We start from the raw sequence: 14717 nt of genomic DNA, 5'->3' as shown, positions 1-14717 counted from the left end.
AATAAATCTTACACAGAACAAATCGCAGCATTAATTTGTATCCTAATGAATTTATTTATTATTTAACCCATCAGAAACAACTTGCCACAGTTTGTTTAACAATATTCTTATTCAGCCTCTTGAATTTCTTTTTGCCAGAATGATAATCACTATCGTTTTACTTTTCTTTACGTTTACTGACACTGTCTATAATCATAGATCGCTACCCATAGCCATACCCATCAGGGGTGTTTAGCATGTTTGTCCCATTTCTTATTATGTTTCGTGAAGGGCTAGAGGCTGCGCTGATTGTTAGCCTGATCGCCAGTTATCTTAAACGTACTCAACGCGGTCAATGGATGGGAGCAGTATGGGTGGGGGTTATTACCGCCGCAGCACTTTGTCTGGCGATAGGTATTTTTATTAATGAGACCACGGGTGAGTTCCCGCAAAAACAGCAAGAGCTGTTCGAAGGGATTATCGCGGTGGTGGCAGTTTGCATATTAACCTATATGGTTTTCTGGATGCGCAAAGTATCCAAGTCAGTCAAAGTTCATCTCGAAGGGGCGATTGATAGCGCACTAAATTCGGGCCGCAGTCAGGGATGGGCATTAGTGGCAATGGTATTCTTCGCGGTGGCTCGTGAAGGCCTTGAGTCGGTCTTTTTCTTATTGGCGGCGTTCCAGCAAGATGTCGGCATTGGTGCACCTATTGGTGCAATATTAGGCTTAACCTGCGCCATTTTAGTTGGCATGGCTATCTACTGGGGCGGTGTTAAGTTACATCTGGCTAAATTCTTTAAATGGACCAGCCTGTTTATTCTGTTTGTGGCCGCCGGTCTTGCTGCCGGGGCGATAAGAGCCTTCCATGAAGCCGGTCTGTGGAACCATTTCCAGGACATCGCTTTTGATCTGACCAATGTCCTGTCAACACATTCATTACTTGGCACCTTCCTTGAGGGCATGTTTGGCTATCAGGAAGCACCGACCATCAGTGAGGTTGCTGTCTACTTTATCTACCTAATTCCGGCATTGATTCTCTTCTTCCTTCCACCACGCACCACGGCGGCCTCAACCGTACCTGCTGCGCGGAAAACTAACCAATAATTCAGGGATTTATTACATGTCTAACCGGTTCTTCCGTCGCACAGCCTTACACGCCGCTTTATTGGCACTGCCTGCTTTTGCTATCAGCGCGCAGGCAGCTGATATTCCACAAGTTAAAATAACGGTTAATGATAAACAGTGTGAGCCAATGGCGCTGTCCATCCCTGCCGGTAAAACTCAGTTTATTGTCCACAATGCGAGCCAGAAAGGCTTGGAGTGGGAGATTCTGAAAGGGGTGATGGTAGTTGAAGAACGTGAAAATATCGCCCCTGGCTTTACGCAGAAGATGACCGCCAATTTGGAACCGGGTGAGTACGATATGACCTGTGGTTTGCTGAGCAATCCGAAAGGCAAATTGACGGTCACTGCAGCAGCAGATTCCAACGCAGCAGTAAAACCAGATGCCATGGCGCTGGTGGGGCCAATTGCCGAATACAAAGTCTATGTAACACAGGAAGTTGCTCAGTTAGTGGCGCAAACCAAAGCCTTTACTGACGCGGTAAAAAAAGGTGATTTGGCCTTGGCACGCCAGCTTTATGCGCCAACCCGCCAACATTATGAGCGCATTGAGCCTATTGCCGAGTTGTTCTCTGATTTAGATGGCAGTATCGATGCCCGTGAAGATGATTTTGAACATAAAGCGGCGGACCCGAAATTCACCGGTTTCCACCGTTTAGAGAAAATCTTATTTGGTGATAACACCACCAAAGGCGCGGATAAATTTGCCGATACGCTGTATCAAGACACGCAGGAATTGCAAAAACGGATTAGCGGCCTAACCTTTGCGCCAAGCAAAGTGGTGGGCGGTGCAGCAGGTCTGATTGAAGAAGTCGCCGCCAGTAAAATCAGTGGTGAAGAAGATCGCTACAGCCGCACTGACTTATGGGATTTCCAGGCTAACGTCGATGGCGCGCAGAAAATTGTTAATCTGCTACGTCCATTGCTGGAAAAAGCCGATAAACCGTTGCTGGAAAAAATTGATGCTAACTTCAAGACTGTTGATAGCATTTTGGCGAAATATCGTACCAAAGATGGCTATGAGTCATACGAGAAGTTAACCGATGCCGACCGCACTGCAATGAAAGGGCCGATTACGGCTCTGGCGGAAGACCTTGCTCAGCTCCGTGGCGTATTAGGTCTTGATTGAGGCATTAAGATGAGTAAGAAAACCGGCCCGCAATTAGGGCCGTATCAGCATGATAACGGGGCGGCTTTGCCGTCCCGTCGGCGTTTGTTGCTTGGTATGGGGATGATGAGTGGCGCACTGGCCCTCGGTGGGGCAAAAGTCGCGCGTGCTGCGGATTGCCCAGCCCCCGAGGCGGCTCCTGCTCAAGATGAGCGCTGGCAGAAACAGCCGTTTTATGGTCAACATCAATCTGGGGTACTCACGCCACAGCAGGCCGCGATGATGCTGGTGGCGTTTGATGTGCTGGCAACAGATAAAGCGGCATTGAGCCGGTTATTCAAGTTGTTAACCGAGCGCATTGCCTTTCTGACCACCGGCGGGCATGCACCCTCAGTGAATGCCAAGTTACCGCCACTGGATTCAGGCATTATGGGGCCGGAAATCTATCCGGATAATCTGACTATCACAGTGTCGGTCGGTGACTCGCTGTTTGATGAGCGTTTTGGCTTGCAGCAGCATAAACCTTTGCGGCTTCAGCGCATGACCCGTTTCCCAAATGACTCACTGGATGCGGGCTTGTGCCACGGCGATATTTTGCTGCAAATTTGCGCCAATACCAATGAAACCGTGATTCATGCGCTGCGGGATATTATTAAGCACTCACCGGATCTGCTCAGTGTTCGTTGGAAGCGCGAGGGGTTTATCTCTGCGCATTCTGCTCGCAGCCAAGGTAAAGAGACGCCGATTAACTTGCTGGGTTTCAAAGACGGCACTGCCAACCCGAAAACCAGTGATAAACCACTAATCAATCAGGTGGTCTGGGTGCAGGATAATGTCGGCGAACCTGCTTGGGCTGTGGGAGGGAGCTATCAGGCCGCGCGGATTATCCGCTTTAAAGTGGAGTTTTGGGACCGAACACCACTGCAAGAACAGCAAACTATTTTTGGCCGTGATAAGCACAGCGGCGCACCTTTGGGCAGGGTTCATGAACATGATGAGCCCGATTACACCCAAGATCCTGATGGCAAAGTCATCAAGTTGGATGCTCATATCCGCCTGGCGAATCCGCGTACCGTTGAAACTCAGAATAATTTGATGCTGCGTCGTGGTTACAGTTACTCATTAGGGGTTTCAAATTCAGGGCAATTGGATATGGGGCTATTATTTGTCTGCTACCAGTCTGATTTGGAAAAAGCCTTTCTCACCGTGCAAAAACGGTTAAATGGTGAAGCGCTGGAAGAGTATGTGAAACCGATTGGCGGGGGATACTTCTTTGTATTACCGGGAGTGAGTGACGCCAACCACTATCTGGCGCAAGGGTTGCTGGAAGCTTAATGTGTTATGTTTGAAATCCAGCACCGCTTTTATGCGGTGCTTTCATTTTTAATAGCAACTTAACTTTTCAGTTTGGCGGTAATCTTCGCCACATGCTCACCTTGGAAACGGGCTATCGCCAGCTCTTCAGCACTTGGCTGACGGGAGCCATCGCCACCGGCAATCGTCGTTGCGCCATAGGGCGTCCCACCACGAGTTTGTGAAACATCAAACAACTCTTTAGCACCATAACCAATCGGAACAATGATAAAGCCGTGGTGTGCCAAGGTGGTCCAGGTGGAGGTAATGGTATGTTCTTGTCCACCGCCAGTACCGGTTGAGGAGAATACACTGGCGACTTTGCCGTACAGTGCACCAGATGCCCACAAACCGCCGGTTTGATCGAGGAAAGTCCGCATCTGCCCAGCCATATTGCCAAAGCGGGTGGGTGTACCGAAAATAATGCCGTCGTAATCAGCCAGTTCTTGTGGGGTGGCCACCGGTGCTTTTTGGTCAGTTTTGCCGCCAGCTTTGGCGAAAGCATCGGCAGGCATAGTTTCCGGCACTCGCTTGACAGTCACTTCGACACCGCTGACCTTTTGGGCACCTTCGGCTATCGCGCCAGCAAGTGTCTCGATATGTCCATACATGGAATAATAAAGCACTAAAATTTTCGCCATCTCGCTTCGCTCCAATCAAGGTTATTGAATAATACTGATATTGAATGATGCTGATGATGTATTCATAGCCGCTAGTTATGATACTTACTAACAATACGCCAATACCACCAAGCTGCAAGATTGACCGCACGGAAGGTATATAGCGTTGGGGGTAACAACTTGGTTACCCAGACTTTTTAGTTGTTATGACAGATCGCGTAACTTCTTTTGTAGCCGTTTTTGCTGCCAGCGTTCCAGCCAGTTACCCAACACGAAAGTGTTTATCGCTCGCAAGCCCAATACAATACTGAACCCTAGCACCACCCACCATGCCCACATATAGCTGGGTGAGGTAAACCAGTTAATCGCCAACAATACGCCGCACAGGATCACTGCCCGCAATAATTGGCGCATAAAAGCCATTTCATTTTCAACCGCATTGCGGGCATCCAGCACACGTTGGTCAACCGCATTGGCCGGGGCATCTTGCTGCTGGCTGGCGTCGGAGGAGTAAAGCTCGCTGACTTTCAGATCCATTACAGCGGCAATCGCCCCTAAGGTTTCGAGGCTGGCCTGTTCGCCATTCTCAATACGTTGGATGGTGCGCACGTTAAGGCTGCAAAGCTCCGCCAGTTGTTCTTGTGACCAAGCCCGGGCTTGGCGTAATTCACGAATACGGTAAAGGTTCATCTTAAGTTCTCCTGGGGTTAGAAGGTCACCAATAACCCTATGCGCAAGCAGGCTACACCACCACGACAGTAACCAGACAATAACCCGACATCTTCCCGCCAGCGGTTGTGGCCGGTTAATCATCGGGCTATCTCGCCAAAATCTGACCTCTGGGGTATTTATCACAGTTATATGTCATTCGCATTGACAGTGCTGAGTACGGATTATAATTTCAATGGTAGTTAAACTCCATTTTGCTTTTAAATATGGAGTTTTATTTTTACTATCCCCAACACACAGCGCCAAAACTATTGATTAATGAGGAACACCGCGAATGACTCAGATATATCATCAATATAAGAAACCCGTGAGTAGCAAAATAGTCTTGTTTAGCGCCTTGACGCTGATGCTCTCGCTCTCTTTACCTTATGCCAATGCTGAACGTTATCCCGATGTGCCAGTCCCCTTTAAGTATGGTACCGGTGCGCGGATAGCTAACAATTTATATGTTGGCTTGGGCAGTGCCGGTCAGTCGTGGTTTCGCCTTGATACAGATAACGCCAGTGGTGGCTGGCAAAAAATAGCAGATTTCCCCGGTCAACCGCGCGAGCAGGCGGTAGCGGTAACACTGGATGGAAAGCTGTATGTCTTTGGCGGTGTGGGTAAAAATAGCGCCAGTGATACTCAGGTGCAGGCGCTCAATGATGTCTATCGATTTGATCCGCAAACCAATCAATGGCAACAATTGGCCACCCGCGCACCCCGTGGTTTGGTAGGAACTGCCGCGACCACATTAGATGGATCCCAAGCGCTATTATTGGGTGGGGTAAACAAAGCCATTTTTGACGGTTACTTCGCGGATCTTGCTGCTGCGGGGAGTAATGAAACACAAAAAAATGCGGTTATTGATGCCTATTTTGAGCAAGCTCCAGCCGACTATTTTTATAACCGCGATGTCCTAATTTATGAACCGAGCAAAAATCAATGGAAGAGCGGCGGTCAGGTACCATTTTTAGGCACGGCAGGATCGGCAATCACTGTTATGAATGACAACTTGATATTAATAAATGGTGAAATTAAGCCCGGGTTACGAACCGCTGCGGTATGGCAAGGGAAAAAGCAGGGGGGCGAACTGGCATGGCAACAACAGCCAGATTTAATGAGTGCTGAAAAAGGTGTCGTTCAAGAAGGATTGGCCGGGGCATTTTCCGGCAGCAGCAATAATGTGCTGCTGGTGGCGGGGGGCGCTAACTTCCCCGGAGCCTGGCAGCAGTTTAATGCCGGTCAGTTATATGCTCACAAAGGGCTGAAAAAACAGTGGAAGCAGCCGATTTATGCCCGAGTGAATAACCAGTGGCAGTTGGCTGGCAAATTACCTCAACCACTGGGTTACGGTGTTTCTATTCAAGATGGTGATAAATTGATTTTGGTTGGTGGCGAAACCACCGGCGGCACCGCCACATCCGCAGTGATGCAGATGTCTTGGCAGGGGGGGCAGCTACATATTGAATAATTCCGCCGAATAAAAAGATCGCTAACGCTCTATATTGAGCTTTTTGGCATAATATAAGAGCGTTATGGCACAATGTGACAGAGCCTGTTTGCGTAAGCTGGCAACTTACCTCACAGGAGAACGAACATGAAAAAAATAGCACTGTCTTTGGCTATCATTGCGGTTTCATTATCAGCTCAGGCGCACACTTTTAGCGTGAAAAGCCGGGATATGCCAGCCGGGAAACCGCTGCAAAATCAGCAGGTTTTTAACGGATTTGGCTGCGCGGGTGAGAATCAATCGCCACAGCTTTCATGGCAGGGTGCTCCCGCAGGGACGAAAAGCTTTGCTATCACGGCTTATGATCCTGACGCGCCAACAGGTAGCGGCTGGTGGCATTGGACGGTGGTGAATATTCCGGCCAATGTCCATGAATTGGCAACCAATGCAGGGCAGCGCAGCGATAATGAGGCGACCGGCAGCTTACCCCAAGGTGCCGTGCAGGGGCGCAATGACTTCGGCTATGCCGGATTTGGTGGTGCTTGCCCGCCAGCAGGAGATAAGCCCCACCGTTACCAGTTCACCGTCTGGGCATTGAAAACAGACAAATTGCCATTGAACAGTGATGCTAGCGGCGCATTGGTGGGCTTTATGCTTAACAGCAACGTCATTTCGAAAGCGGAACTGGTCACGACCTATGGCCGTTAGCCTCTAATCCAAGAGTAAAACGTATGCAGCAGATAAGCCACCGCCAGATGACCATCTCCAGTGCTGAGATTGTTGCCCGCCGTGCACACACGTTGCATCGGGTGACGGTATTTGCGCCAGCGCTGTGTCATGTTCGCCAAGGCAGTAAATTGGTGCAATGGGGAGCACAGGCCGCCAACGCCGGGCAATCAACACTTATTTTGTTCCCTGCTGGTGCGGAAGTCAGTATCGCCAATACCCCCGATCGGGGCCATTACTGTTCGGATATGGTTTATCTGCCACCAGAGTTACTGCGCCAGTTTCGTCAATGGTACGGCGCGCAGGCCGTCACACCGGTAACCAGCGCTTCTTTATGTGTTCCTCTGGATGCCGATACCCATCGAGCATGGGAATCTTTATTGCTCAACCTAAAAAGTCAGGCACCCAATGTACTGTTACAGCACTCTGCCATGGGGGTTTTATTGGCCCTCCATCTGGCTGGGCAAGCAGGGCCATTATTGATCGATCGCCGAGATAAACTGGCTGAACAGGTGCAACAAATTTTCTTGCTCGATCCGGCCCGTGACTGGAGTGTGAGTGATGTCGCGCAAGCGCTGCATATGGGAGACTCCACTTTGCGGCGCAAGCTGATGCAAGAAGAGCGGCAGTTCAGGGGGATTCTGGAGGAAGTTCGCATGGGCTGCGCGTTGCATGCACTGCAAACCACATCACTGTCGATAGGGGAGATTGCGGCACAGCACGGTTATATCTCGCCGTCTCGTTTTACCTCGCGTTTTCAGCAGCATTTTGGTTTAACTCCGCGCCGGTTACGTGAAGCAATAACCGCCCCATAGTCTGAGTAAGGCATTATAAAAAACCGAATCATAGCCAATGATGGTAGTCACCGGGGTTTGCAATGTCTTTTCTCTATTGCCACGGGATAAAGTGGGTAACAGCCACTCTTTAGCTTGGGGGATTGTCTGGCGTGATGGGGTTAAGGGTTAGCACCGGCGTCAGAAAAGTACTGACGCCGGGCTAGGCAGTGATGATTACAATTTAGTGATCTTGCTGTCGTACAGGCGGGCTCTGCGTTTTTTCAATGTGATATAACCGATGGTCAAAATGACAAACCACAGCGGCGTCACTATCAGCGCCTGACGGGTATCACTTTCCAGCGTTAACAGCACCAACACAAAGGCGAAGAACGCCATACATACCCAAGACATAAAGATACCGGCTGGCATTTTGTAGATGGATTTCTTATGCAGTGCTGGGCGTCTTTTGCGGTACACCAAATAAGAGCACAGAATAATGGTCCAGACGAACATAAACAAAATTGCTGACACGGTAGTGACCAACGTAAACACGGTCATGACGTTTGGAATCAAGTAGATAAGTACCACGCCGCCGAGCAGACAAATACAGGAGAATGTCAGGCCGGAAGCGGGAACAGAGCGACGTGATAATTTGCCAAATTGCTTTGGCGCATCGCCTTCTTTCGCCAAACCGAACAACATGCGGCTGGTGGAGAACACGCCGCTATTGGCTGAAGAGGCCGCAGAGGTCAATACCACAAAGTTAATCACACTGGCGGCAGCGGGTAGCCCGACCAGAACGAATAACTCAACAAAGGGGCTCTTATCGGCAACCACGGAACTCCACGGGGTCACTGACATAATCATAATCAATGAGAAAACATAGAACATGATTATGCGGATAGGAATGGAGTTAATCGCGCGCGGTAATACCACTTCAGGATCTTTGGTTTCTGCCGCGGTGGTCCCGACTAACTCAATACCAACAAAGGCAAAGACTGCTATTTGGAAACCGGCGAAGAAGCCACTGATTCCTTTCGGGAACATCCCACCGTCATTCCATAAGTGAGTAAATGACGCCGTGGTGCCCGAAGGGGACTGATAGCTCATCAACACCATAGTCAGGCCAGCAAAGATTAGCGCCACGATTGCCACGATTTTAATCATGGCGAACCAAAACTCCATCTCACCAAACATTTTTACGGTTGCCAAATTCAGTGAGAGCAACAGTAAAACCACTAACAATGAGGCGACCCATTGGGAGAACCCGGGGAACCAGAATTGCGCATAAGCGGTGATGGCGACAACATCAGCGATGCCGGTGATGACCCAACAAAACCAGTAAGTCCAGCCAGTGAAAAAACCGGCCCAAGGGCCAAGTAAATCCGCGGCAAAATCACTGAATGACTTATATTTTAGATTCGAGAGCAGCAATTCACCCATTGCACGCATCACGAAAAACAACATAAAGCCGATTATCATATAGACGAAGATGATCGACGGCCCGGCAAGGCTGATGGTTTTACCCGAACCCATAAACAAACCGGTACCTATGGCACCGCCAATAGCAATTAACTGAATATGGCGGTTGGAGAGACTTCGTTGAAGGTGCTCTTCAGGTTCCGGCAGCGGTTCTGCCACTATCTTGGATTGGTCTACCATCTTTCCCATTCCCTCTTCCTGTATTTGTGAAGTTGTTGAGCTCTATGCTGGCTCTTTGGTCTTAACCTGTCTGTCTGTCTGTCTGTTAGATTTTTTGTATGCTTTAAGTACAATTTGCGAATTATTTAATATCTTCGCAACAATAATTACACAACGCGCCTCGTTTTCCAGTGTTTATATTTCACACACTGAAATTTGTTAAGTTCATCACAGCGCGTAGAATTACAACATGAAGTTACATAACTAACAATAATCGCTAGTGCCAGATGCATAATTAATCCGCAGCGGTAAATACAGCGCAGTATAAAAAGAAAAATCCGACGAAGTGTTTGACAGCCAAGGCTAACAGGAGAATAATTATCGCCGTTGGGTCGTTAGCTCAGTTGGTAGAGCAGTTGACTCTTAATCAATTGGTCGCAGGTTCGAACCCTGCACGACCCACCAACAGAATCAATTAGTTAGAATTAACCTCTGGTTTTAAATCTATTCCATAGGATATGTTCTGGACACCATTATTAAATATCGCATCTATTTATTAGGTTCGTTTATTTATATTATTTGGCGAGGATGAACATATCTCCTAGTATGCATTAAATCACAGCACTATAAGTTATCTATTATTTTACTATTAAAGCTGAATAGCTTGATTTATTGTTATTAACACATAATTATTTTATTTCTGCTGGTTTTTTTCTGCTATTTGTATCGAATCACGGCTCTGAATTAGCAATGACCTAAATCCTGCTTTCTGGTTTTCTTCGAGGGAGTATGCCTTCCTTGGCGGAGTTTCTTCCATTTCTAACTTCATAAACTTGTGGTGTGGTATTGCACTATTGCAAGTCATCCGAAAAATCCACGTATAGCCGCGTTTTCGATGGTATATACACTCACCAGAGCAAGGTAAGCGATGATTGTCATGAGACACCAAGCTGTCTCCGGTATTCTACGTTTCATGATGTTTTACTCCCAAAGCTAGATTCAGCCATCAGGCTGATACATAAGATTATGGAAGGTTGTTTTAGATGTTGCCACTGCACGGACATATTTTGTCGATATTGCCTTTCAAAGACCCCTTTTCACAATAAAATATCGGCCCTATAAAAAAATATGACGTCTTGAATGGCGAGAAAGAGCCGTGCATTCGCTCGACTCTTTTTAGTGCTTATTGAAAAACAAAATGAATGGCCCCAGCAATCACTAGTAGAAACGCTGTATATTGTAAGTAGTATCCCGACATTGATTTCATATTTGCCCCCTTTAGCATCATCACACTTAATGAAGCAATATCTGCGCCAAATATAATCAATTGAAAAATAGCATAATTTATTTTTTCTCAATAAATGAATGCCCCTAATTAGGGCGTTGGCACTATTTGGGCGCAAATTGGGTGCACAGTATCCGGGGAGTTAGCCTCCCCAAGAATGGATGTTTCTAGAAATAGGTCGTGAAGGGCGGGCTGGTTCTTATTCGGGTTTTTTAACGGAGAGCAAAAATATCATTGGGCGCTCTTTTTCTTCATCCAATGCCGGATAATCAGCAATTTGCTGTGCTGTTGGTCCCCACTCATTTAAGTGTGTAATCGTAAATCCTTGCTTAATCAAAAGATTAATATAGGTTCCTAGCGTTCGATGCTGTTTGATGACTCCCTCGGCTAGCCAGTTTGTTATCCGTTCACCTTCAGCTTGATAACTATTTATTGGCCATGATTTCTGTCCATCATCTGCAATTAACCAACCTGGCTGTTTGGGGGAGGTATAGATAGGGTGTTCTGCAGTAAAAATAAAACTGCCACCGGGTAACAAAGTGTTATAAACCGCTTCTAGTAGGGCTGGTAGTGATTCTATATAATGCAACATTAGCGAACTATAAACTAAATGGTAAAACTGCTGTGGTAACTGAGTATTTTCCAAATCCTCCTGACGATAAACAATATCTTTGTCAGTGGTCATTTCTTTAGCTCGGTTTAACATTTTCTCCGAAATATCTACTCCCAAAATGTCAGTTGCGCCTTGCGATTTTGCATAACGGCAAAACCAGCCATAGCCACATCCCAGATCTAGTACTTTTCGCCCAGATAGGGGCGGTAAGATTTGGCGAATTGCCGGCCACTCTGGCGCTCCATCCAAACCATCAACTGAACGGCTAAGTTTGGCATAACCTGAAAAAAAAGCCTGATTATCATAAATATTCTGTGTCATCTATTTTTCCTTATAAATAGACTTCTTATTGTTCAATAAAAAGCTTGGGCAGTTTAGCATTAATAAGATGCGATTAGAAAAGTGAGCAAGATCTCAGAATGTTATCTTTGTTTAGCAATATTCCATGGAGGGATAATATTGTTCCGATAGTTAAAAGTATTTGAAGTAAGGCTCAGATAGAGTTAATGCAATTAGGATTGTGCTCTTTATCGATAAATAGACTAAACTTTGTACAGCTCGCGTTAGCGAATTATTGTTAACCGTTCTGAAAAGATAGTTTTCTGTTTGGCGTTCTCAAAGACTGATAAAGCACGCATATACTGCCGGAGTAGTCTGTTATATGCCAGAGAGTAGTGCTTTATCCCTGACTAGCTGCTTCTCTCGAAGGAGATAGCGATGACTCCCGTACAAATACTGATTATTCTGGTGCTAACACTTTTTGCGTTATACCGTCAGTCGGTCAGTCACGAGGTCTTATTAGGCCCTGCTCGTTTTAAATGGGCCTGGGTTTACGGGATGGTCGGTCTGGTAGTGGGTGGTACATATATGCCAACTACAATGACTTCCTGGGTAGTTTTAGGTAGTGGTGTCCTGTTTAGTATTATCATCGGTGTTTTACAAGGTCGCCTCATCGAGATCTGGCGTGAACCTGATGGGCTTATTTTCTGTAAAGGAACACCTCTGACCATGACTTTATTCCTGCTGCTCGTTGGGTCTAAATGGATTATTGGCACACTGCAGTATCTTTATAATCAACCAACGGAACAAGGCGGGTTTGGTGAGATTCTGATAATGATTGCTGTAATGGCTGCATTTCAGGTTGAAATCGTCAGACGTCGAGTCCGGGCCTTATATCCGGATAATCCGATTGACTCATTACCGGAAGGGCGATAACAAAATCTTCTCTCAGCTAACAGTCAAGGATTGGCTGCTAGCTGATATAGATGTGAAATCAACTCTTCTAAGAGACTGAATATCAATCGACAATAAAAAGTCTGGCACCTGAGGTTGTTGATGAACGGTGTGCTTCAGCATGATCAGCAACCTGATAACTCATCCCTGCCTTTAATACAAAAACGCGGCCATCATCCAATTCAGTGCTTAATTCCCCTTCGAGACAGAGTAAAATATGCCCTTTGGAACACCAATGGTCTGCTAGGTATCCTTCACTGTATTCAACCATACGAACTCTAATATTGCCAAAGTTCCTGGTCTGCCAGTAAGCAACACCTTTCTCTCCTTGATGTTCGGTTTTATCTACTGCTGACCAATCGGTGATACCAAATGGAATATCCACTATATTCATTTAAAGCCCCTATTTAATACAGACTGACCAATTAAAAGTTAACGCAGATTAAAAGGAATACACAGTCTATTACTTTATTGCCAGCCTAATCTTTATAAAGTGGGCCATACTATGGGGTATACAGTAAAATGGAATCATCAAGCCTATGAAAAATCCGACGATTTTCCAGTTTTTCCATTGGTACTACCCCGATGGTAGCAAGTTATGGCAGGAAGTCTCTGAGCGGGCAGAACATATTCACAATATTGGCATTAATGTTGTCTGGCTGCCTCCTGCCAATAAAGGGGCCTCAGGGGGATACTCAGTAGGTTATGATACCTATGACTTGTTTGACCTAGGTGAATTCGATCAAAAGGGGACTCAGGCAACAAAGTATGGTGATAAAGATGGGCTGTTGAATGCGATTAACCGATTGAAGGAAATGGATATCAAGGTACTTTTTGACGTTGTATTCAATCACAAAATGGGCGCTGATGAAAAAGAGCCAGTAAGTGTCCGTAAAGCGAATCCTGAAAATCGTACCGAAATTGACGATGAAGTTATCGATGCGCAAGCTTATACCCGTTTTACATTTCCTGGCCGCCATGAGGCTTATTCATCATTCATCTGGGATAAACAGTGTTTTACTGGTGTTGATTATATTGAAGACCCCACTGATGAAGGAATTTTCAAGATTTTAAATGACTACAGCGATGAGGGTTGGAATACCGAAGTGGACGATGAATTAGGTAATTTTGATTACCTAATGGGAGCGGATATTGACTTCAGAAATCCCGCAGTCATGGGGGAGCTAAAGTATTGGGGCGAATGGTTGCTCGAAACTCTGCCAATTGATGGTTTCCGGCTGGATGCAGTGAAGCATATTCCCGCGTGGTTCTTTAAAGAATGGATCGGCCATGTACAGAATAAAGCGGAGCATGATTTACTGATTATCGCTGAATACTGGTCGCCGGATATTGAAAAGTTACAGCTGTATTTAGAGCGGATTGAAGGTTCTGCAATGCTATTTGATGTTGCGCTACACCATAAATTTCATGCGGCCTCAAAACAAGGTGAAGATTTTGATCTGACCCAAATCTTCAATGGTTCGTTAATTGAAGTCGATCCGATGCATACAATAACGTTGGTCGCCAACCATGATACTCAACCACTTCAATCCTTGGAAGCACCCGTTGAGCCTTGGTTTAAGCCTTTAGCCTATGCATTGATTTTAATTCGTGAGCAGGGAATCCCATGTGTCTTTTATCCCGACTTGTTTGGTGCTAACTATGAAGATACTGGGGATGATGGAGAGACTTATCAGATAGAAATGCCGGTTATCCCTGAATTGGAAAAACTGATTCAAGCCCGACAACGTTTTGCCCATGGTGCACAGAGTGACTATTTTGATGACAAAAACTGTATCGCTTTTGTTCGCGCAGGTACGGAAGAAGATCCCGGCTGCGTAGTCATTCTTTCTAATGGTTCTGAGAATGAAAAAACAATCTCACTTGGAGAAGGTTTACAAAATAAAGAGTTTGCTGATTATCTGGATAACCACCAGGCTATTATTACGACTAATGATACTGGCGAGGCCGTATTCCCGGTGAACGGCGGGAGTGTCAGTCTTTGGGTGCTTAGAGAATTGCTATCATAAATAACATGCATAGCATTCGTATAGAATCAGAGAGAAGGGTGCCTTGGTATAAGAACTAAGTCTGTATG

General features: G+C 46.4%; 13 protein-coding genes and 1 tRNA gene. 9 read left to right on the top strand and 5 right to left on the bottom strand.

The genetic code is table 11. The annotated features are described in order from the left end of the window. Positions 1-236: 236 nt before the first annotated feature. The 3 genes from efeU to efeB are packed head-to-tail and all read left to right on the top strand — an operon-like array spanning position 237 to position 3546. The gene (efeU, locus tag N0H69_RS16120) at positions 237-1085 is read left to right on the top strand and encodes an iron uptake transporter permease EfeU (protein WP_050106648.1); all 849 of its coding nucleotides are present in this window, start codon (positions 237-239) and stop codon (positions 1083-1085) included. Positions 1086-1101: 16 nt separating this feature from the next. Further along, positions 1102-2232, top strand: coding sequence for an iron uptake system protein EfeO (gene efeO / locus N0H69_RS16115; RefSeq protein ID WP_050106647.1), 1131 nt, complete (start codon positions 1102-1104; stop codon positions 2230-2232). A 9-nt stretch (positions 2233-2241) separates the two neighbouring features. Next, positions 2242-3546, top strand: coding sequence for an iron uptake transporter deferrochelatase/peroxidase subunit (gene efeB / locus N0H69_RS16110; protein WP_050151295.1), 1305 nt, complete (start codon positions 2242-2244; stop codon positions 3544-3546). 59 nt (positions 3547-3605) lie between these two features. Here the strand turns inward: efeB and wrbA are convergent, their stop codons facing one another. Together wrbA and N0H69_RS16100 are read right to left on the bottom strand one after the other, a co-directional pair. Beyond that, a complete protein-coding gene (wrbA, locus tag N0H69_RS16105) occupies positions 3606-4205 on the bottom strand; it encodes an NAD(P)H:quinone oxidoreductase (protein WP_050106645.1) in 600 nt (199 codons plus the stop codon). Positions 4206-4388: 183 nt separating this feature from the next. Further along, entirely contained in the window at positions 4389-4874 is a 486-nt protein-coding gene (locus N0H69_RS16100; protein WP_050121969.1) for a helix-turn-helix domain-containing protein, read from the bottom strand. Between the two features lie 313 nt (positions 4875-5187). On the opposite strand from N0H69_RS16100, the gene N0H69_RS16095 reads away from it, so the two are divergent. The 3 genes from N0H69_RS16095 to N0H69_RS16085 all read left to right on the top strand — a co-directional run bounded on the left by N0H69_RS16095 (position 5188) and on the right by N0H69_RS16085 (position 7886). Next, complete coding sequence (locus tag N0H69_RS16095) at positions 5188-6366, top strand: N-acetylneuraminate epimerase (protein ID WP_050151294.1); 1179 nt, start codon at positions 5188-5190, stop codon at positions 6364-6366. A 126-nt stretch (positions 6367-6492) separates the two neighbouring features. After that, complete coding sequence (locus N0H69_RS16090; protein WP_050106642.1) at positions 6493-7053, top strand: kinase inhibitor; 561 nt, start codon at positions 6493-6495, stop codon at positions 7051-7053. A 23-nt stretch (positions 7054-7076) separates the two neighbouring features. Beyond that, positions 7077-7886: a helix-turn-helix transcriptional regulator gene (locus tag N0H69_RS16085; protein ID WP_050151292.1), complete on the top strand. Its 810-nt coding sequence runs from the start codon at positions 7077-7079 to the stop codon at positions 7884-7886. Positions 7887-8081: 195 nt separating this feature from the next. Here the strand turns inward: N0H69_RS16085 and cycA are convergent, their stop codons facing one another. Continuing rightward, positions 8082-9509: a D-serine/D-alanine/glycine transporter gene (gene cycA, locus N0H69_RS16080; protein WP_179210562.1), complete on the bottom strand. Its 1428-nt coding sequence runs from the start codon at positions 9507-9509 to the stop codon at positions 8082-8084. Between the two features lie 368 nt (positions 9510-9877). On the opposite strand from cycA, the gene N0H69_RS16075 reads away from it, so the two are divergent. Then, positions 9878-9953: transfer RNA gene (locus N0H69_RS16075), tRNA-Lys, on the top strand. Positions 9954-10972: 1019 nt separating this feature from the next. Here the strand turns inward: N0H69_RS16075 and N0H69_RS16070 are convergent. Further along, complete coding sequence (locus N0H69_RS16070; protein WP_050151290.1) at positions 10973-11707, bottom strand: class I SAM-dependent methyltransferase; 735 nt, start codon at positions 11705-11707, stop codon at positions 10973-10975. 396 nt (positions 11708-12103) lie between these two features. Between N0H69_RS16070 and N0H69_RS16065 the strand changes: the two genes are divergently transcribed. After that, the gene (locus N0H69_RS16065) at positions 12104-12601 is read left to right on the top strand and encodes a hypothetical protein (RefSeq protein WP_050107491.1); all 498 of its coding nucleotides are present in this window, start codon (positions 12104-12106) and stop codon (positions 12599-12601) included. An 82-nt stretch (positions 12602-12683) separates the two neighbouring features. Here N0H69_RS16065 and N0H69_RS16060 read toward each other — a convergent pair whose 3' ends face one another. After that, entirely contained in the window at positions 12684-13013 is a 330-nt protein-coding gene (locus tag N0H69_RS16060; protein WP_050151289.1) for a DHCW motif cupin fold protein, read from the bottom strand. A gap of 145 nt (positions 13014-13158) precedes the next feature. Here N0H69_RS16060 and amyA point away from each other — a divergent pair, with 145 nt between their 5' ends. Then, positions 13159-14649: an alpha-amylase gene (amyA, locus tag N0H69_RS16055; protein WP_050146342.1), complete on the top strand. Its 1491-nt coding sequence runs from the start codon at positions 13159-13161 to the stop codon at positions 14647-14649. The last annotated feature ends 68 nt before the right edge of the window (positions 14650-14717 follow it).

Source organism: Yersinia alsatica, from assembly GCF_025133195.1.
Classification (GTDB): Bacteria; Pseudomonadota; Gammaproteobacteria; order Enterobacterales; family Enterobacteriaceae; genus Yersinia; species Yersinia alsatica.
This window is presented reverse-complemented; position numbering and strand designations above follow the sequence as displayed.

Bases quoted from the DNA above. Each gene is read 5' to 3' on its own strand.
- efeU (WP_050106648.1), top strand. From the start codon at position 237: ATGTTTGTCCCATTTCTTATTATGTTTCGTGAAGGGCTAGAGGCTGCG.
- efeO (WP_050106647.1), top strand. From the start codon at position 1,102: ATGTCTAACCGGTTCTTCCGTCGCACAGCCTTACACGCCGCTTTATTG.
- efeB (WP_050151295.1), top strand. From the start codon at position 2,242: ATGAGTAAGAAAACCGGCCCGCAATTAGGGCCGTATCAGCATGATAAC.
- wrbA (WP_050106645.1), bottom strand. From the start codon at position 4,205: ATGGCGAAAATTTTAGTGCTTTATTATTCCATGTATGGACATATCGAG.
- N0H69_RS16100 (WP_050121969.1), bottom strand. From the start codon at position 4,874: ATGAACCTTTACCGTATTCGTGAATTACGCCAAGCCCGGGCTTGGTCA.
- N0H69_RS16095 (WP_050151294.1), top strand. From the start codon at position 5,188: ATGACTCAGATATATCATCAATATAAGAAACCCGTGAGTAGCAAAATA.
- N0H69_RS16090 (WP_050106642.1), top strand. From the start codon at position 6,493: ATGAAAAAAATAGCACTGTCTTTGGCTATCATTGCGGTTTCATTATCA.
- N0H69_RS16085 (WP_050151292.1), top strand. From the start codon at position 7,077: ATGCAGCAGATAAGCCACCGCCAGATGACCATCTCCAGTGCTGAGATT.
- cycA (WP_179210562.1), bottom strand. From the start codon at position 9,509: ATGGTAGACCAATCCAAGATAGTGGCAGAACCGCTGCCGGAACCTGAA.
- N0H69_RS16070 (WP_050151290.1), bottom strand. From the start codon at position 11,707: ATGACACAGAATATTTATGATAATCAGGCTTTTTTTTCAGGTTATGCC.
- N0H69_RS16065 (WP_050107491.1), top strand. From the start codon at position 12,104: ATGACTCCCGTACAAATACTGATTATTCTGGTGCTAACACTTTTTGCG.
- N0H69_RS16060 (WP_050151289.1), bottom strand. From the start codon at position 13,013: ATGAATATAGTGGATATTCCATTTGGTATCACCGATTGGTCAGCAGTA.
- amyA (WP_050146342.1), top strand. From the start codon at position 13,159: ATGAAAAATCCGACGATTTTCCAGTTTTTCCATTGGTACTACCCCGAT.